General features: G+C 59.3%; 13 protein-coding genes. 7 read left to right on the top strand and 6 right to left on the bottom strand.

All coding sequences use genetic code 11. The features are described 5' to 3' along the window. Window positions 1-197 precede the first annotated feature (197 nt). The 3 genes from DL88_RS03370 (at window position 198) to mctP (ending at window position 5,685) form a co-directional block, all read left to right on the top strand. Complete coding sequence (locus DL88_RS03370) at window positions 198-3,734, top strand: helicase-related protein (RefSeq protein ID WP_034991624.1); 3,537 nt, start codon at window positions 198-200, stop codon at window positions 3,732-3,734. A 261-nt stretch (window positions 3,735-3,995) separates the two neighbouring features. Further along, window positions 3,996-4,196 (top strand): DUF3311 domain-containing protein, encoded by a 201-nt coding sequence (locus DL88_RS03375; RefSeq protein WP_034991628.1) that lies wholly within the window; start codon window positions 3,996-3,998, stop codon window positions 4,194-4,196. Next, the gene (mctP, locus tag DL88_RS03380; protein ID WP_034991634.1) at window positions 4,186-5,685 is read left to right on the top strand and encodes a monocarboxylate uptake permease MctP; all 1,500 of its coding nucleotides are present in this window, start codon (window positions 4,186-4,188) and stop codon (window positions 5,683-5,685) included. The genes DL88_RS03375 and mctP overlap by 11 nt, the downstream gene beginning before the upstream one ends. Before the next feature lie 112 nt (window positions 5,686-5,797). On the opposite strand, the gene DL88_RS03385 is transcribed toward mctP, so the two are convergent. The 5 genes from DL88_RS03385 to DL88_RS03410 form a co-directional block, all read right to left on the bottom strand. Then, complete coding sequence (locus DL88_RS03385) at window positions 5,798-6,475, bottom strand: CBS domain-containing protein (protein WP_034991637.1); 678 nt, start codon at window positions 6,473-6,475, stop codon at window positions 5,798-5,800. Between the two features lie 137 nt (window positions 6,476-6,612). Then, a complete protein-coding gene (bluB, locus tag DL88_RS03390) occupies window positions 6,613-7,293 on the bottom strand; it encodes a 5,6-dimethylbenzimidazole synthase (protein WP_051955537.1) in 681 nt (226 codons plus the stop codon). A gap of 26 nt (window positions 7,294-7,319) precedes the next feature. Then, window positions 7,320-8,342, bottom strand: a complete 1,023-nt coding sequence (locus DL88_RS03395; protein ID WP_034991644.1) for a MaoC family dehydratase — start codon at window positions 8,340-8,342, stop codon at window positions 7,320-7,322. A gap of 235 nt (window positions 8,343-8,577) precedes the next feature. Further along, the gene (locus DL88_RS03405; protein ID WP_051955538.1) at window positions 8,578-10,785 is read right to left on the bottom strand and encodes a DUF3141 domain-containing protein; all 2,208 of its coding nucleotides are present in this window, start codon (window positions 10,783-10,785) and stop codon (window positions 8,578-8,580) included. 334 nt (window positions 10,786-11,119) lie between these two features. Further along, window positions 11,120-11,596 (bottom strand): hypothetical protein, encoded by a 477-nt coding sequence (locus tag DL88_RS03410; RefSeq protein WP_034991653.1) that lies wholly within the window; start codon window positions 11,594-11,596, stop codon window positions 11,120-11,122. 430 nt (window positions 11,597-12,026) lie between these two features. On the opposite strand from DL88_RS03410, the gene DL88_RS03415 reads away from it, so the two are divergent. Beyond that, window positions 12,027-13,151, top strand: a complete 1,125-nt coding sequence (locus tag DL88_RS03415) for an efflux RND transporter periplasmic adaptor subunit (protein WP_051955539.1) — start codon at window positions 12,027-12,029, stop codon at window positions 13,149-13,151. 3 nt (window positions 13,152-13,154) lie between these two features. Beyond that, on the top strand, window positions 13,155-16,337 hold the full coding sequence (locus tag DL88_RS03420; protein ID WP_051955540.1) for an efflux RND transporter permease subunit: 3,183 nt from the start codon (window positions 13,155-13,157) through the stop codon (window positions 16,335-16,337). A 796-nt stretch (window positions 16,338-17,133) separates the two neighbouring features. Here DL88_RS03420 and ychF read toward each other — a convergent pair. Beyond that, window positions 17,134-18,231: a redox-regulated ATPase YchF gene (ychF, locus tag DL88_RS03425; RefSeq protein ID WP_034991657.1), complete on the bottom strand. Its 1,098-nt coding sequence runs from the start codon at window positions 18,229-18,231 to the stop codon at window positions 17,134-17,136. A gap of 519 nt (window positions 18,232-18,750) precedes the next feature. Between ychF and DL88_RS03430 the strand changes: the two genes are divergently transcribed. Next, complete coding sequence (locus DL88_RS03430) at window positions 18,751-19,206, top strand: type 2 periplasmic-binding domain-containing protein (RefSeq protein ID WP_051955541.1); 456 nt, start codon at window positions 18,751-18,753, stop codon at window positions 19,204-19,206. Window positions 19,207-19,466: 260 nt separating this feature from the next. Further along, entirely contained in the window at window positions 19,467-21,254 is a 1,788-nt protein-coding gene (locus tag DL88_RS19195) for a DUF2382 domain-containing protein (RefSeq protein WP_169741527.1), read from the top strand. The last annotated feature ends 13 nt before the right edge of the window (window positions 21,255-21,267 follow it).

Raw genomic sequence — 21,267 nt, forward strand, 5'->3', positions numbered from 1 at the left:
GCGGGGCTGGATTGCATGGTTTTTCCGCCGGAACTGCGGATCGGATATTTGATCGTGCGAAGTGATTTGCCTTGGATGCCGCTCGCCCTCCGCCGTTTTCAAAAGCGGTCCGGATGCTGGCGCGCTTTTCCGTCCGCGCCGCAAGCGTTTACGCCTCTTGGGCTTGCCGCCTTCGCCTCAGCTTCGCCGAGTCGTGAATGAATTTCGTTCTCCCGGCTGACCCCTTAAAGCCCCAGGATCGCACCAAAGAGCGCGCCAAGGATCGCTCAAAGGGGGTCACGATCCTGTTGGGCCCGACCAATACGGGCAAGACGCATTACGCTATTGAGCGTATGCTGTCCCATCCTTCCGGCATGATCGGCCTGCCGCTGCGGCTTCTGGCCCGTGAAGTCTATAATCGTGTCGTCGAAAAGGCCGGCGTCAATGCCGTGGCACTCGTCACCGGCGAGGAGAAGATCAAGCCGCCATCGCCGCGTTACTGGATCTCGACCGTCGAGGCTATGCCGCGCGATCTCGATCTCTCCTTTGTGGCGGTGGATGAAATCCAGCTTGCCTGTGATTTCGATCGCGGCCACGTTTTTACCGACCGGCTATTGAACCGGCGTGGCCGTGACGAGACGCTATTGATCGGCGCCGCCACAATGCAGAAGGCGCTCGCCGAGCTTCTGCCCGGGGCGCATTTCTTGTCGCGGCCGCGTCTGTCGAAACTCAGTTTCGCCGGAGAGAAGAAGATGGCGCGGCTGCCGCGGCGCAGCGCCATCGTCGCCTTTTCGGCTGAGGAAGTCTATGCGATCGCCGAATGGATTCGGCGCCAGCGCGGTGGCGCGGCGGTGGTGCTCGGCGCCTTGTCACCGCGTACACGCAATGCCCAGGTCGAGATGTATCAGAACGGCGATGTGGATTACATCGTCGCCACCGATGCCATTGGCATGGGCCTCAATCTCGATGTCGACCATATTGCTTTTGCCGCCGACCGGAAATTTGACGGAAGGCATTATCGGCGCCTGTCGCCGGCGGAATTCGGCCAGATCGCCGGGCGCGCGGGCCGCCACGTCAAGGATGGCACTTTCGGCACCACCGGCCGCTGTCCTCCCTTCGACGAGGATTTGATCGAGGCGCTGGAGGACCATCGTTTCGATTCCGCCACTCTGCTGCAATGGCGCAACACCGACCTCGATTTCTCTTCGATCGCCGACCTTGTCCATTCCCTGGATCTGTCGCCGCGGGAGCCGCGACTCACCCGTGCACCGCTCGCCATCGATCAGATGGTGCTTGACGCAGCCGCCCGCGATGCCATGGTGCAACGCACCGCGACCAATCGGGGTGATGTCGCACGTCTCTGGGAATGCTGCCAGATTCCGGATTACCGGAAGCTTTCCCCGGCCGCTCACGCGGAACTCGTGCTGGCCGTTTATGGTTTCGTCGTCCGCGCCGGACGTATTCCCGAGGACTGGCTGGCGCGTCATGTCGAAGGCATCGCCCGGGTCGATGGCGACATCGATGCTTTGTCCGCGCGCATCGCGCAATGCCGCACATGGACCTTTATTGCCAACCGTTCCGACTGGTTGGCCGATCCGCGGCATTGGCAGGGCGTGACGCGTCAGGTAGAGGACACATTATCCGACGCTTTGCATGAGCGGCTCGCCCAGAGGTTCGTCGACCGCCGGACGAGTGTCCTCATGCGCCGTTTGAGAGAGAATGCGATCATGGAAGCGGAAGTCACCACCAATGGCGAAGTGATGGTGGAAGGCCAGCACGTGGGCCAGCTCAATGGATTTCGCTTCACGGCCGATCCGCAGGCCGCCGGTGAAGCGGCAAAGGCCCTGAACGCCGCGGCGCAAAAAGCCTTGGCGAGCGAGATCGAAGCCCGGGCCAATCGTGTCCATGAGGCGGTGGACGAGGCTTTCGTTCTCGCCAATGACGGCGTCATCCGCTGGCTTGGCGAGCCAGTCGGCAGGATCATCGCCGGGGAGCATCTGCTTGAGCCCCGCGTGCGCGTCCTTGCCGATGAGCAATTGAGCGGTCAGGCCCTGGAGCAGGTCCAGCGGCGTCTCGATCTCTGGCTCGGCCAGCATGTGAAGAAATATCTCGGAGCGCTCGCCGAATTGGAAAAGGGCGAGGGGCTTGAAGGCATCGCCCGTGGCATTGCCTTTCAGGTGGCCGAATCACTCGGCGTGCTGGAACGCTCGAAAGTTGCCGATGAGGTGAAGAATCTGGCGCAGGAAACCCGCGCCGCCTTGCGCAAATTCGGCATTCGTTTCGGCGCCTATCATCTTTACCTGCCGGCCTTGCTCAAGCCCGCTCCCCGCGCGCTCGCGGCTCAGCTTTGGGCCTTGAAGAATGGCGGTGTCGAAGAGGTGAAGGGGCTCGATGAAGTGCCACATCTGGCATCGTCCGGCCGCACTTCCTTCGTCGCCGACAAGGAAATTCCAAAGGGTTTCTATCGCGCCGCCGGCTTTTCCGTCTGCGGGGACCGGGCGGTGCGCGTCGATATTCTCGAGCGCCTTGCCGATCTGATTCGCCCCGCCGTCTCCTATCGGCCGGGAACCACCCCGGGTGAACCGCCAGCGGGTACCGCCGACGGTGATGGATTCGTCGTAACCGTGGCCATGACCTCGCTTGCCGGCTGTTCGGGGGAAAGCTTCGCCTCCATTCTGCGCGCGCTCGGCTATCAATCGGAACAGCGTAAGGGGCCGGCGATCACCCAGAAGCTGGTGCCGCTTGCCGCGACCGAACCGGTGCAGCCTGTGGCCGCGCATGAGGGCGGTGCCGATACCGCAATGGCATCATCGGAAGAAACTGCAGTGGTGGCGGCGGATGCGGCGACTGGCGATGTAGTGACCCCGGAAATGGGCGCGGACACCCAGGAAGAATCAGCCGCTGCGGAAGCTTTGACCGTGCCCGGCGTACCGCAAGAAAGCATTGTCGAGGAACCGGCGGTGTCTGTGGCGCCGGCGCAGGAGGGCGAGAGCCAGACGGCTGCGTTGGAAGTTGCTCCCACCGAGGCGGTTGTCACAACAGCAGAAAAAGTGGAGGTGCCGGAGGCCGTTGCCGATTCTGCAACCGCTCTCGCTGAAACGCCGGAACCGGCCGAGGCCGGGGCTGTGAGCACCGAAACCGCGGAAACAAGCGAGAACCCGGCGGAGCCAGTCGCCGAGGAGGTTTTGATCGAGGTTTGGCGGCCGCATCGCCAGCACCATGCCCGCCGCCCAGATCATCGCGGCAGGCGTCCTCAGGCGGAGCGCGCGGGCGAGGCTGGACAGCAACGCCCGAGAGGGAGATCCGAACACGGAAGGCATGAGCATCGGGGGCCGGCACAAGCCAACGTGCCCCAAGCCAACGCGCCCCAAGCCGATGCTTCTCAAGCTGATGCTCAAGGCGGCCAACCGCCAGTGGCGGAAGCCGCCGAGGCCAAGACGCAGCAGGCGGGCGCCCATCATTATCGTGGCAAAGGTGCGCCCGGGGGGGCCTCGGGGCGCGAGGATCAGAAATCACAGCGGCCGCGAGGCAGGGGCGATCAGCGCAATGACCAGAACCGGCCCGAAAGGTCCGGTCAGAATCGCGGCAATGCGCAACGCTCCCATCAGCAGCGTTCGGGGGAAGGGGAGCGCGGGCAAAATCGCGGACATTTCTCGACCGAACGGCGCGGCGGCGGCGAGCGGCCGATTGATCCCAATTCGCCCTTCGCCAAACTGGCGGCGCTCAAGGCGCAGCTCGAGGACAAGAACAAATAGGCGTCTCCATCCCGAAAATATTTCGGAGAAGCGCCGATAACGATTCGGCGAATGGCGATTCCGCTCAGACTATGTGCATAGTCTGAGCGGAACGGCGTCGTGGGCTGGAGTCGCGCAGAAGAGGGCATTGGGCGGATCGTTCAGACGATTTTCCTTATGGCCCCCTCTCGAGCCTATCGTGGAGCTAACGGCGTTTGCGCGCGGAAATATGTATGATGCAACGGGAGGCGATGAATTCTCCCGGTCAGGGAGGAGCATATCATGTCGCCGGTCTGGCTTTTGGCATTGATCCCCTATGTGGGGCTTTTATGGGTGACGCTCTACAATCGCGCCGAACCTGAAATCTTTGGTTTTCCCTTCTTCTATTGGTACCAGCTCGCCTGGGTGCCGATAACCTCGCTGCTGCTTTACATCGTCTATCGCAGTCTCCAGAAGGCGGGGCGCGTCTCCCATGACGACTGAGATCGATTATACGGCGCTCGGCGTCTTTCTGTTCTTTTTCGTGCTCGTGACGGTCATGGGCTTCATCGCCGCTTATTGGCGCCGGCCTGAAACGCTCGCTCATATCGATGAATGGGGATTGGGCGGGCGGCAGTTTGGAACCTGGATTACCTGGTTTCTCGTCGGCGGCGATTTTTATACGGCCTATACGGTCATTGCCGTTCCCGCGCTCGTCTATGCCACCGGCGCCTTCGGTTTCTTCGCGCTCCCCTATACGATCATCGTCTATCCTTTCGTCTTCGCAGTCATGCCCCTTCTGTGGAAGGTCGCGAAAGACAATAATTACGTCACCGCTGCCGATGTTGTGCATGGCCGTTACGGTTCCCGCGCGCTCGAACTCGCGGTCGCGGGCACCGGTGTCATCGCCACAATGCCCTATATCGCGCTGCAGCTCGTCGGCATGGCGGTCGCCATTCAGGCTTTGGGGATCACCGGCGAAATTCCGCTGGTCATCGCCTTTCTGGTGCTTGCCCTCTATACCTATTCGTCGGGCCTCAGGGCACCGGCGCTGATCGCCTTCGTCAAGGACATCATGATCTATATCGTGGTGCTCGTCGCCATCGGCATCGTTCCCTTCAAGCTGGGCGGCTACGGGGCCGTGTTCCACGCGGCGCAGAAAGCCTTCGAGACCAAGGGATCTGGCGGGATTCTCCTGTCATCGCAACAGATCATTCCCTATGCCTCGCTGGCGCTCGGTTCGGCGCTTGCTGCCTTTATGTATCCACATACGTTGACCGGTGTGTTCGCCAGCAGAAGCCGGAATACGATCCGCAAGAACGCCATGCTGTTGCCGGCCTACACATTGCTGCTCGGCCTTTTGGCCCTGCTCGGCTATATGGGGCATGCGGCGGGCCTCAAACTCGCCCATAATAATGATGTTGTGCCGGCACTGTTCCAGACCTTGTTCCCGAGCTGGTTCGCGGGTTTTGCCTTTGCCGCGATCGCTGTCGGTGCGCTGGTGCCTGCGGCAGTGATGAGCATTGGCGCCGCCAATCTCTTCACGCGCAATTTCTGGAAGGCCTATGTTCATCCGCAGGTGACACCGGCGGGCGAGGCGCAGGTCGCCAAGATTACCTCCATGCTGGTGAAGGTCGGCGCGCTGCTCGTTATCATCTATCTGCCGACACAGTTCGCGCTCGATCTGCAATTGCTCGGCGGTCTGTGGATTCTGCAGACTTTTCCTGCTCTCATTTTCGGCCTCTACACGCGGTTCTTCAAGGCAAAGGCCCTGCTCCTCGGCTGGGCCGTCGGTCTCACCGTCGGAACCTATTTCGCCTGGAGCGACGGGCTGAAGCCCCTGCACAAGATCGCTTATGGGAGCGACAGCGTCACCATCTATGTCGGTCTCATCGCGCTGGTCCTGAACATAGTCGTCGCGACCTTGTTCAGCCTGTTCCTGCCGGCTGATCGTCCACAGGAACAAGCGGCTGCACCTTCTTCCATCGGGTGAATGATAACGGCCTCGTCGATTGCAATCGCTGCGATCGATGGGGCCTTGCGGCAAGATGTCGGATGATCCGAGGCCGCGCTGGTTGTCACGAGCCTGCGCGGCGGTGGAAGCCTCAATCGTAGGCGGCGATCATTTCGTCGGATATGCTGCGCACGCCAGGCACCGTCTCGACAAGGGCCCGCAACGCCTTGCGTTCCTCGGGGGAACCGACGAGCCCCCAGAGATGGGCGACGCCCTTTGTGACGACGATGTTGCGCTCGCCGAAATCGGTCCAGGATTGGTTGGCAAGCCGCGACAGGATTTCCCTGCGGATTGCCCGGTCGTCATCCAGCGTTTCATGCTGCATTGTCACTGTGCTGGCGAGCGCCTGGATGAGATTTGCGCGGCTGACGATCCCGATGAGCCTGCCGTCGCGCACGATCGGTATGCGCTTGATGCGATGCTTTTCCATCAGAGTGGCGATTTCGGACAGCGGCGTGTCCTCGGCGGCCGTCACGAGATGCGGTGACATGACCTCGCCGACCTTGCGCCCATGGGATTTCGCGTAATCTTCCGAAAGAATGGTCGCCGGAAGGATGGCCTCCATCCACCACGGCCTCCGTTTTTCCGTGTCGACCTCCTTGCGGTGGATCAGATCCGCTTCGCTCAGGATGCCTATCAGGCGTCCTTCGCCGTCGACGACCGGCAAGGCGCTGATGTCGTGATCGACAAGCCGTTTGGCGGCTTCCGCAATATCGTCTTCGGGTCCGATGGTAATGACATTGTGTACCATGACATCGCTGGCGTTCATGACCGGCCCTCGCGTTGATCAGAGGTTATGTCATACAGGCTAGCAGTTTTCCGTGACGCTGCTATTTCATTGTAATTGTGTAAGTATGGCTTTGGCCACGGTCAGGATGCCGGCCGGACCGGAGGCTTGGAAAGGGGTCAGCGGTGCAGCAGGCGCCCGGGCTCGGCGAGACGTGCCTGCCATTGGCTGCGCACCAATTCGGGATCCTCATGTTCCTCCTGCGGATAGCCGAGGCACAGATAGGCGATGAACTGCCACTCAGCCGGCACGTCGAGCGTCTTCTTCAGGACATCGGGATGCAGGATCGACACCCAGCCGAGGCCGAGGCCACGTGCCCGCGCGGCGAGCCAGAGGATTTGAATGGCGGCGACGACCGAATAGGAGAGGGTTTCCGGCATGGTGAGACGGCCGAGCCTTTTGCCGGCCAGCGTCTCCATATCGCAAAAGACGGCGAGATGAATCGGTGCTTCCCTGAGACCCGACAATTTGAGTCGCGCATAACGGGCGGCGCGCTCGCCCTCATAGGTCTTGAGCGCCTCGGCATTGCAGAGATTGAAATCCTCGATCACCTTCTGGCGGCGCTCGCGGCTTTCGACGCTGATGAACCGCCATGGCTGGCTGTTGCCGACGGAGGGCGCGAGCGTCGCCATCGACACCAGTTCCTCGACGAGAGCCTGAGGCACCGGATCCGTCCGGAAACGGCGGACATCGCGGCGCCAGCGAAACAGATCGATCAATTGCTCGAAGAAGGCGTCATCGAACACGGGAGGATGCTGACACGTATGGGCCGGGTCTGTTTGTGACGGGGCAAAATCCATAGCTCTCTCAAGGGGCTTGCTCCGCATCAAACCGGCTTCATCTGCCAGAAGATGGAAGGACGGAAGGAAAGGACCAACTGGCCATTCTGATTGAATCCCCGGTTCAGCGAGGTGACGAGCCCCCAGCCGGACCGCGAGGTGGGACGTATGCTCTCGATGAGGGTTGTATAGGTGATCGTGTCTCCGGCATAGACCGGGCGCGGCCATTTGAGGTCGATGAATCCGGGGGAGGGGCCATATTCCGGCAAGATACCGCCTTCGGCGGAAAACTCCTTCGAAAAAACCTCACGATAAGCCACATAATGCTTCATCCAGCTCGCCCCTGTCTGCCAGCCGGAGGCCGCGAGCCCGCCGAAATGGCTTTGCCGTGCTGCTGCCTCATCGAAGTGAAACGGCTGCGGATCATAGGCCGTTGCAAAGGCGATGATGGATTGTGCCGTGAAATGTTCCTTGCCGAGGAGAATTTCCTGTCCGACTGGCAGATCTTCCAGATATTGCGTCTTCGGCCACGGCCGGAGGGGCCTTTCCTGAGGCGCGGAGTGTTGCAATGACAAACCATCCTGTGTCTGCGCACCGCCATCCTGGGGCCGCTCGATCGGTTTTTGCAAGGCACCGCGCAGGCCCATCAGCAGCACATTGCGTTGCGTCATCACGGTGACGCCGGCCTCGTTCAGGACTTCGACGAAGAGATTGACAAGGCCCATTTCAGGACGGCTTTTCGAGACGCGTTTGTCGCCCACATGAATGCGTGCGCGTAAACCGACGTCTGGCACGACCGGCTTCAGCCATTTCAATTCCTCGATACCGGGCGCGCCAAGCGAGGAGGCCTTGCCGATGAAGGCCTCATGCACGAGACGCTGAGTGAGCGACGCCGTCTGCCAGCCGGAAGCGGCAAGGCTGCCAAGCAGGGAGTTTCTGGCGGCCTCTTCATCGAGATGGAATGGCTGCGCATCATAGACGCGGGCGAATTCGATGATGTCGTCGCGGCTCAGGGCGCGCATGCCGGTCTCGATCAGGTCGCCGCTGGTGATATCGTCATAAAAAATCATGCGTCTTCCTCTCCCGCCTGCGCGCGCCGCACAATCGGTGGGCTCTCGCCATCATCGGGATCAAGCTTTTTCCCAGATTGTCTATGGCCCGGCGCGATTTGCGGCGAAAGAGGACTTTGGTCCGAAGGCCTATGGCGGAAGAGTGAAGGTGCGAGGCTAGGGCTATGCGGCTTTATGCGTTCAAACCGGCAGTGATATCCATTCGGTTTGAGAGCGCCGGGGCGCCGGCGATCGATCATGGCGTCTTGGTCTGTACGTCCTTGCGTGTTTCCTTTCGTGTCATTGGCACGACCGTCAGGCTGCCCTGCGGCTCCACGTCTTCCTCGACACCGAACAAAGCCGCGACCCGCTGGTACCGCCGCTTGTCCTCGGTGGAGAGTTCGCCGCGCGCGCTCAGAACCTGTTTGATGATCTGCAACGCCTTTTTCCGTGCATCCATGTCGGACGGCAACATGGCGGGTATGGCCGCGAGCGTGCTTTCCGTGTCGAGCAGCAGCATATAGAATTGTTGGCGGACGATGGATTTGAACGCAGGCAAAGGTGTTGTGTCATAGGTCTCGCGAATACGGCGCACCGCCTCGAAACCACGTTCGTCGACCGAACCTCGAGCCATGCCGGCATAGAGAAGGCCCCGGATTGTGGCCTCGCGCAATCCTCCGACGGGAATTTGTGATTTGAGTTCGGTGATCCGGATCCGCCTGAGTTCATCATACAGCTTGCTTTTCGGTGCCTTGCGAAACGGATGTGTATCCGACCGGTCGATGCCAAACGCCGCTTGCAGCGCGGGTGAGCCATAGATCGCGAAAAATCTCCGTTCGGTGATTGTTTCGCAGGCCACGCGCCAGTTGTCTAGAGCCGCGACGATCTGCTCGGAAACCATCTCCTGCATGATGATAAAGGGATTGTCCGTCGCAATCGGCCTGCGGTATTCGCGGATTTTCTCCGCTATTGTGGCAAGCGGCGGCATCAAGGGATTGTCATCGGATAGAACATCATATTGCAGCCGCAGCGGCTGACTCTTGCGGATCGTTTCCGCCAGTGATGGGTTGATAAAGGCGCGGATCAGCGGTTGCGCGAACAGCCGGTACAAGGCCAGATTGACTTTGGATACATGGTCGGCGGTCTCGAAACAGCGATCATCGGCCGTGCTGTTTGCGCCAAGGGCGCGGATGTCCTCCAATGTTCGACTCTCGCATCGCATCACCCATTCGTCGGCGACGAGATCGCGATGCGCCATCATCTCCGTTTTGGGTTCGAAAATCGCCTCGTAGAGGCCTGGCGGCAGGACGTCGATCAGATCGATATTGCTTGAAAATTGTCCATGCTCCTTTTTGGCGACGCCTCCCGAGACGAAAATGCCGAGATGACCAATGGATTCGTGAATTGTATAGACAATGGTCTGACCATAGGCGCGGATGTCGTCGACGGATTCATAAAGATCGAGAAGCCAGCCCAGCGCCTGTTGCGGCGGCGTGATATTGTCTCCCTTCGAGCAGAAGACGACGGTGGGTGTCCGGATGTTGCGGAGATCAATTGTCTTCCCGTCGGAGGTTTCGATCCTGCCCGCGGCGAGATTGTTGCCGATGAAGAGCTTGTCGACGATGAATTGAATCTCCTGCGCAGCGAGATTGACATGGCCGCTCCACCAGCGCTCGAAATCGAGATAGCGTTTCGGTTCCGTGTCGATTTTGGAATAGAGATTATATTGCTTGGTCCAAAGTGTGTTCGCGGGATTCTGGTTCTCGAAATTCTGCACGAGCCAGGCGCCATCGAATATGCCATTGCCGAGATCGCTGGTGAGCTCGGTCAGCCAGCTTCCGCCCACAAGACCGCCGCTATAGCGCATGGGATTTTGGCCATGAACGCCTGCCCAATAGGACAAAGGCGACCCGGCGATGATGATGGGGCCGAACAGGTCGGGGGCGATGGCGGCCAGCATCATGATCGCCCAACCGGCCTGGCAATTGCCGATCACGCAGGGTTTGCCATCGGCTTCAGGATGCAGTTCGATGACCTTCTTGAGAAAGATCGCTTCCGCGCGGGCGATATCCTCGATCGTCTGGCCCGGCATGGGATTGGGCAGGAAGCCGATGAAATAGCAGGGATGGCCGGCCTTGAGGGCAACGCCGATCTCACTATCCGCCTTGAACCCGCCGATGCCGGGACCGTGACCGGCGCGCGGATCGACGATCACGAAAGGCCGCAGCGTCGGATCGACGTTGATGCCTGGTGGCGGAATGACCTTGACGAGGAGGTAATTGACGGCCTGTTCAAGTTGGCGGCCATCAACCACAAGCTCCACCTGATAATTGAGAACATGTGGCGCCGTCTTGGCGATATGGACGTGATATTGATTGCCGCGTTGACGCAGGACGTCGAGAAACAGCAGGCTGCGCTGCACCGCATCGATCCAATAATCCATCACGGGCGCGAAGAAGCCCATTGGCCCCGGAATCGGCCCCGTGAGTGGCCAAGTGGGAGCGTTGGAGGGTAATGCCGCGCTATCGAAGATCATGAGTCCCGCTCCCCTGCGCTGTCCGTCGCGAGCATCAAACCCAAAAGGGCACCCGTTTTGGAATCAATCTGATTGCGTTTTCAATGAAACAGAGCATCGAAGAGGATTCCATTCGAACCTTCGATGCTCTCATCTGTTGGGTCATGTTCTGGGTATATCCGCAACGCTCCAAGCCAGCGGTCATCTCTACCAACGGCTCTGTTAGCGGAATGGGTGTTTATGCCCGCACTATTTCCGTGATGGAGCGGCTGCCCGGTGAGGGTCAATGGGTCGTGCCCGGTTCGGTGTCGCTCCAGTTCATCGTCATCGCGACATCACCCGGCATTCCCCCCGGATAGTCGACGATTTCCACCTTCAGCTTGTAGCCGCGCTCGCGAAAATATTTGTCCCACAATTGATAGATTTCCTTGGGTATGCCGGTGAGGGTCGTCTCCCATCCCGGTTCCGCCTGGTTGATGGCGCGGCCGTGATCCGTGCAGAGCTCGTTGGGGAAGCGGTAGACCTGGACTTCCGTCAGGCCATTGCTGACGGCGCGATCGATGATGACGATGGCGCGTCGAATGGCCTCCTCGTCCGACAGTCCGGAGGGTTTCGACAGCTGCTCGATCAGTGCTTTTTTTTCTTCCGCAGCCTTGGCTTGCGCGGTTTCGCGCTTGGCCGCTTCCGCCGCCTCGGCGATAGCGACTTTCTTCATAATGTCTTTGGCGGTGGGTAATAATTCGTCGAGATGGGTTGTCATATTTCCCTCCCGGGAGCTGTTTCGTTGGGCAGGTTAACCGTGAAACCGAGGTGAAGGGACGAGGATAATCATAGCGGCCTGTGAAGGCTGATTGTGAGCCAAGCCGTTGCGGAGCCTGTCTCGCACCACCAGGGGGACCGCAAGCTGTATGCCCTCAAAACTGCTGTTGTGGCCAAGCTGCCGGTTTTCCTGACGTGGTCCGATGTACCGAGATGTGCCGAGATGCGCGTTGGGTAAAACACGCCGATCAAGACACGGTTCCGTCGGCTGATGCAGCTTGAGAGGAAACTTGGGGGTGAAACAATGGGTCACCTAACCCAAAATCCACTTTGATGCCTGTTGCCAAAGAATGATATGAATGTGCGGGCGCGTTCGAGACGCGCGTTGACGGCTTGCAAGAACGGCTATGCGATCGATGGAGACGGAGTTCATGCGGTATCCCTCTGTCCGTTATCTCTCTGTCATTGTGTGTGTTTTGCTGGCTATGAGCTCCATTCGCGGCCCCGTAATCGCGCAAACGCCGGCGCCAGCCATCGTCGGTACTGTTCTTGTCTCCAAACGGCCGGTCACCAACGCGCTGGGCTTCGTCGGCCGGATCGAGGCGATGAACAAGGTCGAGGTTCGTGCGCGTGTCACCGGCTATCTCCAAGCTGTTCTGTTCAAGGAGGGCGACAAAGTCGCCGAAGGTGCTCCCCTGTTTCGTATCGAACGGGAGCCCTTTGATGCCGCGGTGCAACAAGCCAAGGGCAATGTGTTGAAGGCGAAGGGCGCGCTGGCGAATGCCTCGCTCCAGCGCGCCCGTGCGCAGGAATTGCTGGCCAGGCAAACCGGTACCGCTGCCGTGCGCGACGTGCGTGTGGCGGAAGAGCAGACCGCCCTCGGCGATGTTGCCGTGGCGGAAGCGCAATTGGACGGCGCCATGATCAATCTTGGCTATACGCAAATCACCTCGCCTATCGCTGGTATCATCAGCCGGACAAATGTAACGAAAGGCAATGTTGTCGGTCCCGATAGCGGAGTCCTGACAACGATCGTCAGCCAGGATCCGACCTATGTCGTCTTCCCGGTCAGCCAGCGTGAATTCCTTCGTCTCGAGAATGAAAAGCGCAAAATGGCGGGTGATGTTCTCAAGGTCAGCCTTCGCTTTTCCGATGGCTCTACCTATGATCACGAGGGCAAGATCAATTTCGTCGATGTGACGGTGGATAAATCGACGGATACAATCACCGTGCGGGCTATCGTGCCCAATCCCGATGGCATGCTGATCGACGGACAATTGGTCCAGGTCACGGTCGAAGGTGGCAAGCCGCAGGAAAAGGTCACAGTGCCTGAATCCGCTTTGCTGGCCGATCAGCAGGGCGTCTATGTCTTTGTTGTCGAGGATGGCAAGGCGCAGGTCCGCCGCTTGAAGCTCGGGGGGGAAATTGGCGGCGATTCGATCGTCGAATCGGGTCTTACAGGAGGAGAGCAAGTCATCGTCGAGGGCGTCGACCGCGCGCGTCCCGGCGGCCCCGTGACCGCCAGCCCCGTTATGCCGCTTACCGACCGGAGCTGATCCATGATTTCAGACGTCTTTGTGGCGCGGCCCCGGCTTGCGACCGTCATCGCCATCATTACAGTGATTGCCGGTCTCGTTTCGCTCTTCGTCATTCCCATCGCGCAATATCCCGATATCGTGCCGCCTCAGGTGTCCGTCAAGACGAGTTATCCTGGCGGCTCGGCAGCCGTGGTCGAATCGACGGTCGCGCAGCCGATCGAAAGTCAGGTCATCGGCGTCGACAAGATGATCTATATGAAAAGCGTGAGCGGAGATGACGGCAGTTATTCCCTGCTGGTGTCCTTCGAACTCGGTACCGATCCGGACATTAATACGGTCAATGTCAACAATCGTGTCCAGACCGCGCTGTCGAAACTCCCCGAAGATGTCAAGCGGCAGGGCGTCAACGTCAAGAAGCAATCCTCCGCGCTTCTCGGCGTGATTGCGGTTTCTTCACCGAAACAGACGCATGACGAGTTGTTCATTTCAAATTACGTCACCATCAATCTTCTCGATGATATCAAGAGCACGCCTGGCGTGGGCGATGCCTTTTTGTTCGCGCCGCAGGATTATTCCGTTCGCGCCTGGGTGCATACGGACCGGCTGACCGGCCTTGGCCTCACGACAGGCGATGTCATTAATGCGATCAAGGCGCAGAATGTCCAGGCGGCGGTCGGCCGGATCGGCGCGCGGCCAATCTCCAACGATCAGCAATTGCAGCTGAATATTCAGACCAAGGGCCGTCTGACCTCGATCGACGAATTCAAGAAGATCATCATCCGGACGAATCCCGATGGCTCGATCCTGCGGCTCGATGATATTGCCCGCCTTGAGCTCGGCGCGGCAAATCTCGACCGCTCGACCCGCCTCAATGGCGGCCCCGCTACACTCATCGGCATCTACCAGACGCCCGGCGCGAATGCGCTGAAAACGCTGGACGCGGTCAAGGAGAAGCTGCGGACAGCCGCCAAGGATTTTCCCGAGGATCTTGCCTGGAAAGTCACCTACGATCCGACGACATTCGTTTCGGCGACGATCGAGACGGTGCTGCATACGCTCTTCGAGGCTTTTGTCCTCGTCGTGCTGGTGGTATTTTTGTTCCTCGGCAATCTGCGCGCGACTTTGATCCCGACGATTGCCGTCCCGGTAAGCCTGATCGGCACATTCGTCGTGCTGAACGCGATCGGCTATTCCGCCAATACGGTTTCGCTGCTGGCCCTGGTGCTTGCGATCGGTATCGTCGTCGATGACGCGATCGTCGTCGTCGAAGCGGTCGAGGCGGTGATGGAAAACCATCCCGAACTGACCCCCGCCGAGGCGACGATCCAGGCGATGAAAGGCATTACCGCGCCGATCATCGCCATTACGCTGGTGTTGCTCTCCGTCTTCGTTCCGGTTGCCTTCGTCCCGGGAATCTCGGGCGTGCTCTTCCGTCAGTTCGCGGTGACGGTCGCGGTCTCGATGTTCCTGTCGGCAGTGAATGCGCTGACGTTATCGCCGGCGCTTTGCGCTCTGCTCCTGCAGTCGCGCCATGGTCCGCGCCGGGGGCCGATCGGCGCGTTGATGCGGGCAATCGATTGGGTGCGTGACCGTTACGGCGCAGCCGTCGCCCGGCTGGTTCGTGTCTCGGTGCTCAGTCTCGTCGCCGTGGCCGCGGCCTTTGCTGGCATTTATGTACTCGGCAAGATGACGCCGACAGGCTTCGTGCCGGAGGAAGACCAGGGTGCGCTCTTTGTCATCGTCCAGCTTCCCGATGGGGCTTCGATCGGCCGTTCGACCGATGTCATCCGTCAGGTTGAAACCGTCCTGAAGGAAGAACCGACGATTGCCGATTATTCCTCGATCGTCGGCCTGAATTTCATCGACAATTATTCGCAGCCCAATGCGGCCTTCGTGATCGTGACGCTAAAGCCTTTCGAGGAACGCAAGGCGGAGGAAGACGGAGCGCCCGCGATCATTCGCCGGCTTGGTGAAAAACTCGCGGAGGTGCGCGGCGGCCGCGCCATCCCCATCAGTCCGCCGCCCATCATCGGCCTCGGCACCGGCGGCGGCTTCAGTTTCGTCTTGCGTGATCTTGCCGGTGGCACGCCCAAAGCGTTGGCGCAAGTGTTGCGCGGTCTCCTCGTCGCAGCCAATCAGGATCCGCAACTGGCGCGGGTGTTCAGCACGTTTTCGGCCACAAACCCGTCAATCTATCTCGATATCGACCGTGACAAGGCGCAGATTCTCGGTGTCGCAATCAATGACATTTTCCAGGCGCTTCAGGCATCCCTCGGCGGCTTCTATGTCAACGATATGAATCTCTTCGGGCGGACGTGGCAGGTCCAGGTTCAGGCCGAGGCGGAGGACCGTGCCTCGGTGGACGATATCAACCGCATCAATGTCCGTAATGCACAGGGCAAGATGGTTCCGCTGCGTAGCCTCGTGGAGGTGCGCCTCGTCGTCGGTCCGCAGGCCCTCATCCGCTACAACAACCGGCTCGCGGCGACGGTGCAGGGGAGCCCGGCGCCTGGCATTTCTTCGGGGCAGGCGCTTAGTGCGATGGAACGCGTCGCCGCCAATGTCCTGCCGACCGGCTATCGCGGGGATTGGACGGATATTTCCTTCCAGGAGAAACGCGCCGAGGGCAAGACGCCCATCATTCTCGCCTTCGCCGTCCTGTTCGCCTATCTCTTCCTGGTCGCGCTTTACGAAAGCTGGAGCATTCCGGTTTCGGTGCTTCTGTCGGTTTCCGTCGGTCTCGTTGCAGCTTTCGTGGGCATGGTCGTGGCGGGCGTCACGCTCGATCTCTACGCCCAGATCGGCATGATCGTGCTCATCGGTCTTGCCGCGAAGAACGGCATTCTGATCGTCGAATTCGCCAAGGAGCGGCGCGAACACGGCATGCCCTTGCTGGAAGCGGCGACGGAAGGAGCGCGGCTGCGGTTTCGCCCGGTGATGATGACCTCCTTTGCCTTCATCCTTGGGCTCGTCCCGTTGGTCTTCGCGGTTGGAGCCGCCATGCTTGCCCGCCGCAATGTCTCGACGGCGGTGTTCGCGGGCATGATCGGAGCCTCCTTCCTTGGCATTTTCGTGATACCGCCGCTCTATGTTCTGTTCCAGGGGTTGCGCGAGAGGATCAAGGCGCCCTCACGCGCAAAAGCAACGGCGGCCGAGCAGGCTGCCATCGATGCGATGAGCCTTCCTCCCGGCAAATCCCCTTGATGTGACAGGCTTTAAATGAAGACAAGGCTCCCCCGTAAGAGTGGGGGCTTTTGGTTGTGATCTATCGGGAGGTTTCCGGTGCTCGAGTGAAACGAGAACCAGCCCACCTTGTTATGGAATATTTGTGATACAAACGCCCAAATGAAAAAGCTGAGGTCTGAAAGACCTCAGCCGACAATGTAATATACAGGGTGCAGAAAGGGATAAAATCGTTATCTCGACGAGAAATCTGCCGTTGTCATTATAGAAAGTTCCGATCATACGCAACATAAATTAAATTTAAATCTATTTTTATTTATTATACGTATGAGTGGAGTGCATTTTATATAACGATAGAAATTCGACAATTCCGTGACCGTGATTGTTTCTGTATCATAGTCTAGGCGCGGGGCCTTCGAGCTTGGTGCGTTGCGTTGCCTCTGTTGTCTCTCTCTGTTCGAGACAATGGCACGGATGATTCCCTCACGCATTTCCCCAAATCGGGAATAAGCCAAGCTTCCGAATGCCGCGAGCTCGCTACGGGAACAGCTTTCCAATTGCCATGCGGCCTCTGGCGGCTTTAAGAAAATGCTTTCTTTTCAAATGTGAACAGGATGCGCGACCTCGCATCCTGGCTGTTGCCGATTTGCCCCGCGTCCGTGATCTCGACCGGCACTGACCATAGATCATTGCCTGCCGGCTCCTGCGATTGCGGGGTGGTCGTCCGCCGAGCGCTGTGGATCACGCTCTGTCGTGACACATGCGTTTCGGCGTGAGACCTCTCAAAAACTGGTAATGCGGCGCGAAATCATCCGTTTCAATTGGCGAAACGGAAATGCAACACATCTCCGTCAGCGACGACATAATCCTTGCCTTCTAGGCGGAATTTGCCGGCTTCCCGCGCGCCGGTTTCGCCCTGATGGGCGATATAATCTTCATAGGCGATCGTTTCGGCGCGGATGAAGCCTTTCTCGAAATCGGTATGAATCACGCCAGCCGCCTGCGGGCCTTTGGTTCCGGCGGGGATCGTCCAGGCGCGGGCTTCCTTCGGTCCGACGGTGAAATAAGTAATGAGACCGAGCAGGCTGTAGCCGGCGCGAATGACGCGGTTGAGGCCTGGTTCCGTGAGCCCGACGGCTTCGAGATAGTCCTTCTGATCCTGCGGTGGCAGGATGGCGATCTCGCTTTCGATCTTGGCCGAGACGACGACGGTGACCGCGTTCTCCTCAGCTGCACGCGCGGCGACGGCGGCGGAGAAGGAATTGCCCTTGTCTGCGGATTCCTCTTCCACATTGCAGACATAGAGCACCGGCTTGGCGCTCAGGAGACCAAGGCTTGAAAAAAGCTTGCGTTCATCGGCCGCGACCTCCGCGAGACGCGCCGGCTTGCCCTCGCGCAGAAGCGCGAGACTGCGCTCCACAAGCGACAGGATTTCCTTGGCTTCCTTGTCGCCGCCCTTGGCCTTTTTCTCCAGATTGCCGACGCGCTTTTCGAGAGATTCGAGATCGGCGAGCATGAGTTCGGTCTCGATCGTCTCGATATCGTCGATCGGCGCGATCTTGCCCGCGACATGGGTGATGTCGGAATCCTCGAAACAGCGCACGACATGGGCGATGGCATCGCATTCGCGGATATTGCCGAGGAATTGATTGCCGAGGCCTTCTCCCTTCGACGCACCGCGCACGAGGCCGGCGATATCGACGAAGGTGAGGCGCGTCGGGATGATCTCCTTGGAATGGGAGATTTCAGCGAGCGCCGTGAGCCTTTCGTCAGGCACGGCGACGTCGCCGACATTCGGTTCGATCGTGCAGAAGGGATAATTCGCCGCCTGCGCCGCCGCGGTCTGCGTGAGGGCATTGAAAAGGGTCGATTTGCCGACATTGGGCAGGCCGACGATGCCGCATTTGAAACCCATGAAATCCTCTTCGTGAAAGTCCGTCACCTCACCCCTTGCCCTTAACCTTCTGCTCAAGGCGGTGGCGCCGCTCCGAATGGGCGGAGGAGAATGATGTTTCGACCCTTATAAAAGGGCAGTCGGAAAAAGCGAAAGCCTTGAAGTTGGCGTGGCGTGTTTCCTGAGCCGATCGAAGACCAGACCGGTCACGGATGCCGATCGTTGAGAAAAACTCAAGTATTTTCGGGCGGGGCTTTCTCTATAGTGCCGCATCATGGCGCCGCTGACGCTACAAAATACAAGATATATCAATTGGATATGTATTTATCTATCGCCCGCCGCGTAATTCCGCCGTGGGCATTGCGGAGGGGCATCATGTTCGAATTGAGTTTTTTTGCCGTGGGCACGGATCCGTGATGCTGACCCTCTTCGCGCTCTTGCTGGCGGTGCTCTTTTGCCATGACGGCGCGCTTGCCGAGGCAGAGGTGATGCGCATCGGCTGTCAGCGTTCACCCACTCTCATGGTCTTGCTGAAGACAGATGGCGCGCTCGAACGGGCGCGCGGCGCTGGCGAGCGGCCGGATCGACGCGCTGGTGACATGGGAACCTTTCGTTTCGAGCATCCAGCGGCAGACGAAGGCGCGTGTGCTTGCCGATGCGCAGAGCCTCGCCGCATACAAACGTTATTATGTCACGACTGGGGACTATGCCACGACACATGCTCCCGAGCTTGCCGTCATCTTTGAAAAGCTGGTGGAACGCGGGAGGGATGTGAAGGCGCATCCGCAAGCGGCGACCCGGATTCTCGCAAAACTCTGGGGCATCGATGAAGAGACTGTGCTTGATGCCAATGCCAAACGCAGTTACGAAGTCGGCGCGGTCAAGCGCGATGCGTTCGGCGAGCAACAGGCGATCGCCGACGCCTTCTTCGCGGCGGGCCTTCTGCCCCGGCCTGGCGATGCAAATGCCGTGGCGATCTTCAAGCCCGGGCAATGATGGTTTCGGCAGTCCTGGTCGTGTGATCTCCTCACGGGAGGACATAGCGATTCATACAATGGAAATGTATGCGCAATCGCGCGTGGCAGGCCGATCCGGCTGCGGGTGCCCGGACGATGAACTTGCTCGAGCTTCGCATTCATGGCCTGCTGCTTATCCCTCACCGCGCGCAATTTGCATGTGAGGGAAATTCCTCAATTTCCTTCTGGAACCTCGATGCCAGCCGTTTGTTGAAAATTGGCAATGGATCGGGTCCCACGATGAATGAAAATCTTGAGACGGAAACCGAAACTCTGCCGCTTTATCAGGAAATCGCGTCTGTCGGTAAACGATCGGTGTCGAAAGGGTCAGTCCGTGTGCGTGTCGTCACGGATAGGCTGAACGAGACCATTGAGGCGACGCTTGCGTCAGAGACTGTCGAGATCAAACGTGTGCCGGTGGATCGTGTTGTCGATAGTGTTCCGGATGTCCGAATTGAAGGCGATCTCACGATCATTCCGGTTTTCAAGGAAGTTCTGTTCATCGAAAAGCGCCTCGTCCTGACGGAAGAAATCCACATTCGCCGGCAGCGCTCCGACACCTATGTGAATATACCCGTCGAACGGCGTCAACAACGCGCGCTTGTCGAGACCCTGCCCGCAACGGCTGCGCCGCTTCAGGACGCGGCCAGTTCACCCGAGGAAGGGAGACAGTTCATGGCCAATCTTTCTGAGTCGCTACCCGAGGCGCGACAAGGCGATTCCACCAAATATCATCACATCACGGCGTTTTTCGATCGGGAGGCGGATGCCCGCAGGGCGGTGGACAAGCTTTTGGCGATCGGCATTCCGGAATCCTCCATTCATTTCCTGCATGGTCTGGGAGGGACGCTGCAGGAAGCCGCTGGCAGCACAATTGAGGAGGAAAAAGGCTTTTGGGAAAGCCTCAAGGGGATGTTCCTGCCCGAGGAAGACCGTCATATCTATGCCGAGAGCTTGAAGCGGGGCGGTTATCTCGTGTCGGTCCGCGCGGAAAGCGATGCCGCCTATGAACAGGCTTTCGATATTCTCGATTCCTCCGGCACGATCGATCTCAACGAGCAGGAAGCGCAATGGCGCGCCGAAGGCTGGACCGGCTATGCGGCCGCCCACGCCAGCATGCCGGCCAAGATGGAAGAAAAAGCCGAAATGGCGGATGCTGCAATGAAAGATCAGCCTTCCGGCGCGATTGCGGCGGCACCAGCCGGTGCGGCTCCCATTGCACCGGCTTTGGGTGAACAAGAGAAGACCTCCGAGGAAATGACGCTGCTTGAAAGCCCAGAGGATATCAGGCCCTTGACCGAGGAAGAGAATGCGGCTCTCCTTGGCGAGGAGAATATGGGCGAGACCCGTTTCGCCGGTGTGGGCTCGCAAGCCCCGGCCTTTACCGGGCGGGAAGAGGTGATCCCCGTCGCCCAGGAAATCATGCATCTCGGCAAACGCGAAATCGACAATGGCCGCGTTCGCGTTCACAGCTATACGGTGATGCGGCCGGTCAGCGCGACAATCAATCTGCGTGAGGAAAATATCACGCTCGATCGTCATCCCGTTGATCGCTCCGTGACCGCGGCGGAGGATGTCTTCGCTGAAAGAACGATCGAACTCACGCAACATGCCGAAGAGCCGGTGGTCGAGAAGGATATCCATATCAGCGAGGAAATCCTCCTCAGCCGCAACGTCACCGAACATGAGCAGACAGTGTCGGATCAGGTGCGCGAAACCAAAGTCGACATTGACGATTCCCGCCTTGGCCAAGCTATCGACAAGGACCGTCTGGCAGCGAGCACGGGCCTCGTCGGCTCGGATATGGCATCCTATGCCGATAAGATCCATGATCATATGAATGTCATGGCTTCTGACGGCCAGATCATCGGTATTGTCGATCACCTCGAAGGCGACCGCATACAGCTTACCCGCGCCGATTCCCCGGACGGACGCGACCATTTCATTCCGCTCGACTGGATCAAATCCATTGGCACGAATGATGTCGAGCTGAACCGGCCGGCAAGCCAGGTACGGGCTGCCTGGTGAGCGTTTGCCTGTG

This window comes from Beijerinckia mobilis (assembly GCF_000745425.1).
Lineage (GTDB): Bacteria > Pseudomonadota > Alphaproteobacteria > Rhizobiales > Beijerinckiaceae > Beijerinckia > Beijerinckia mobilis.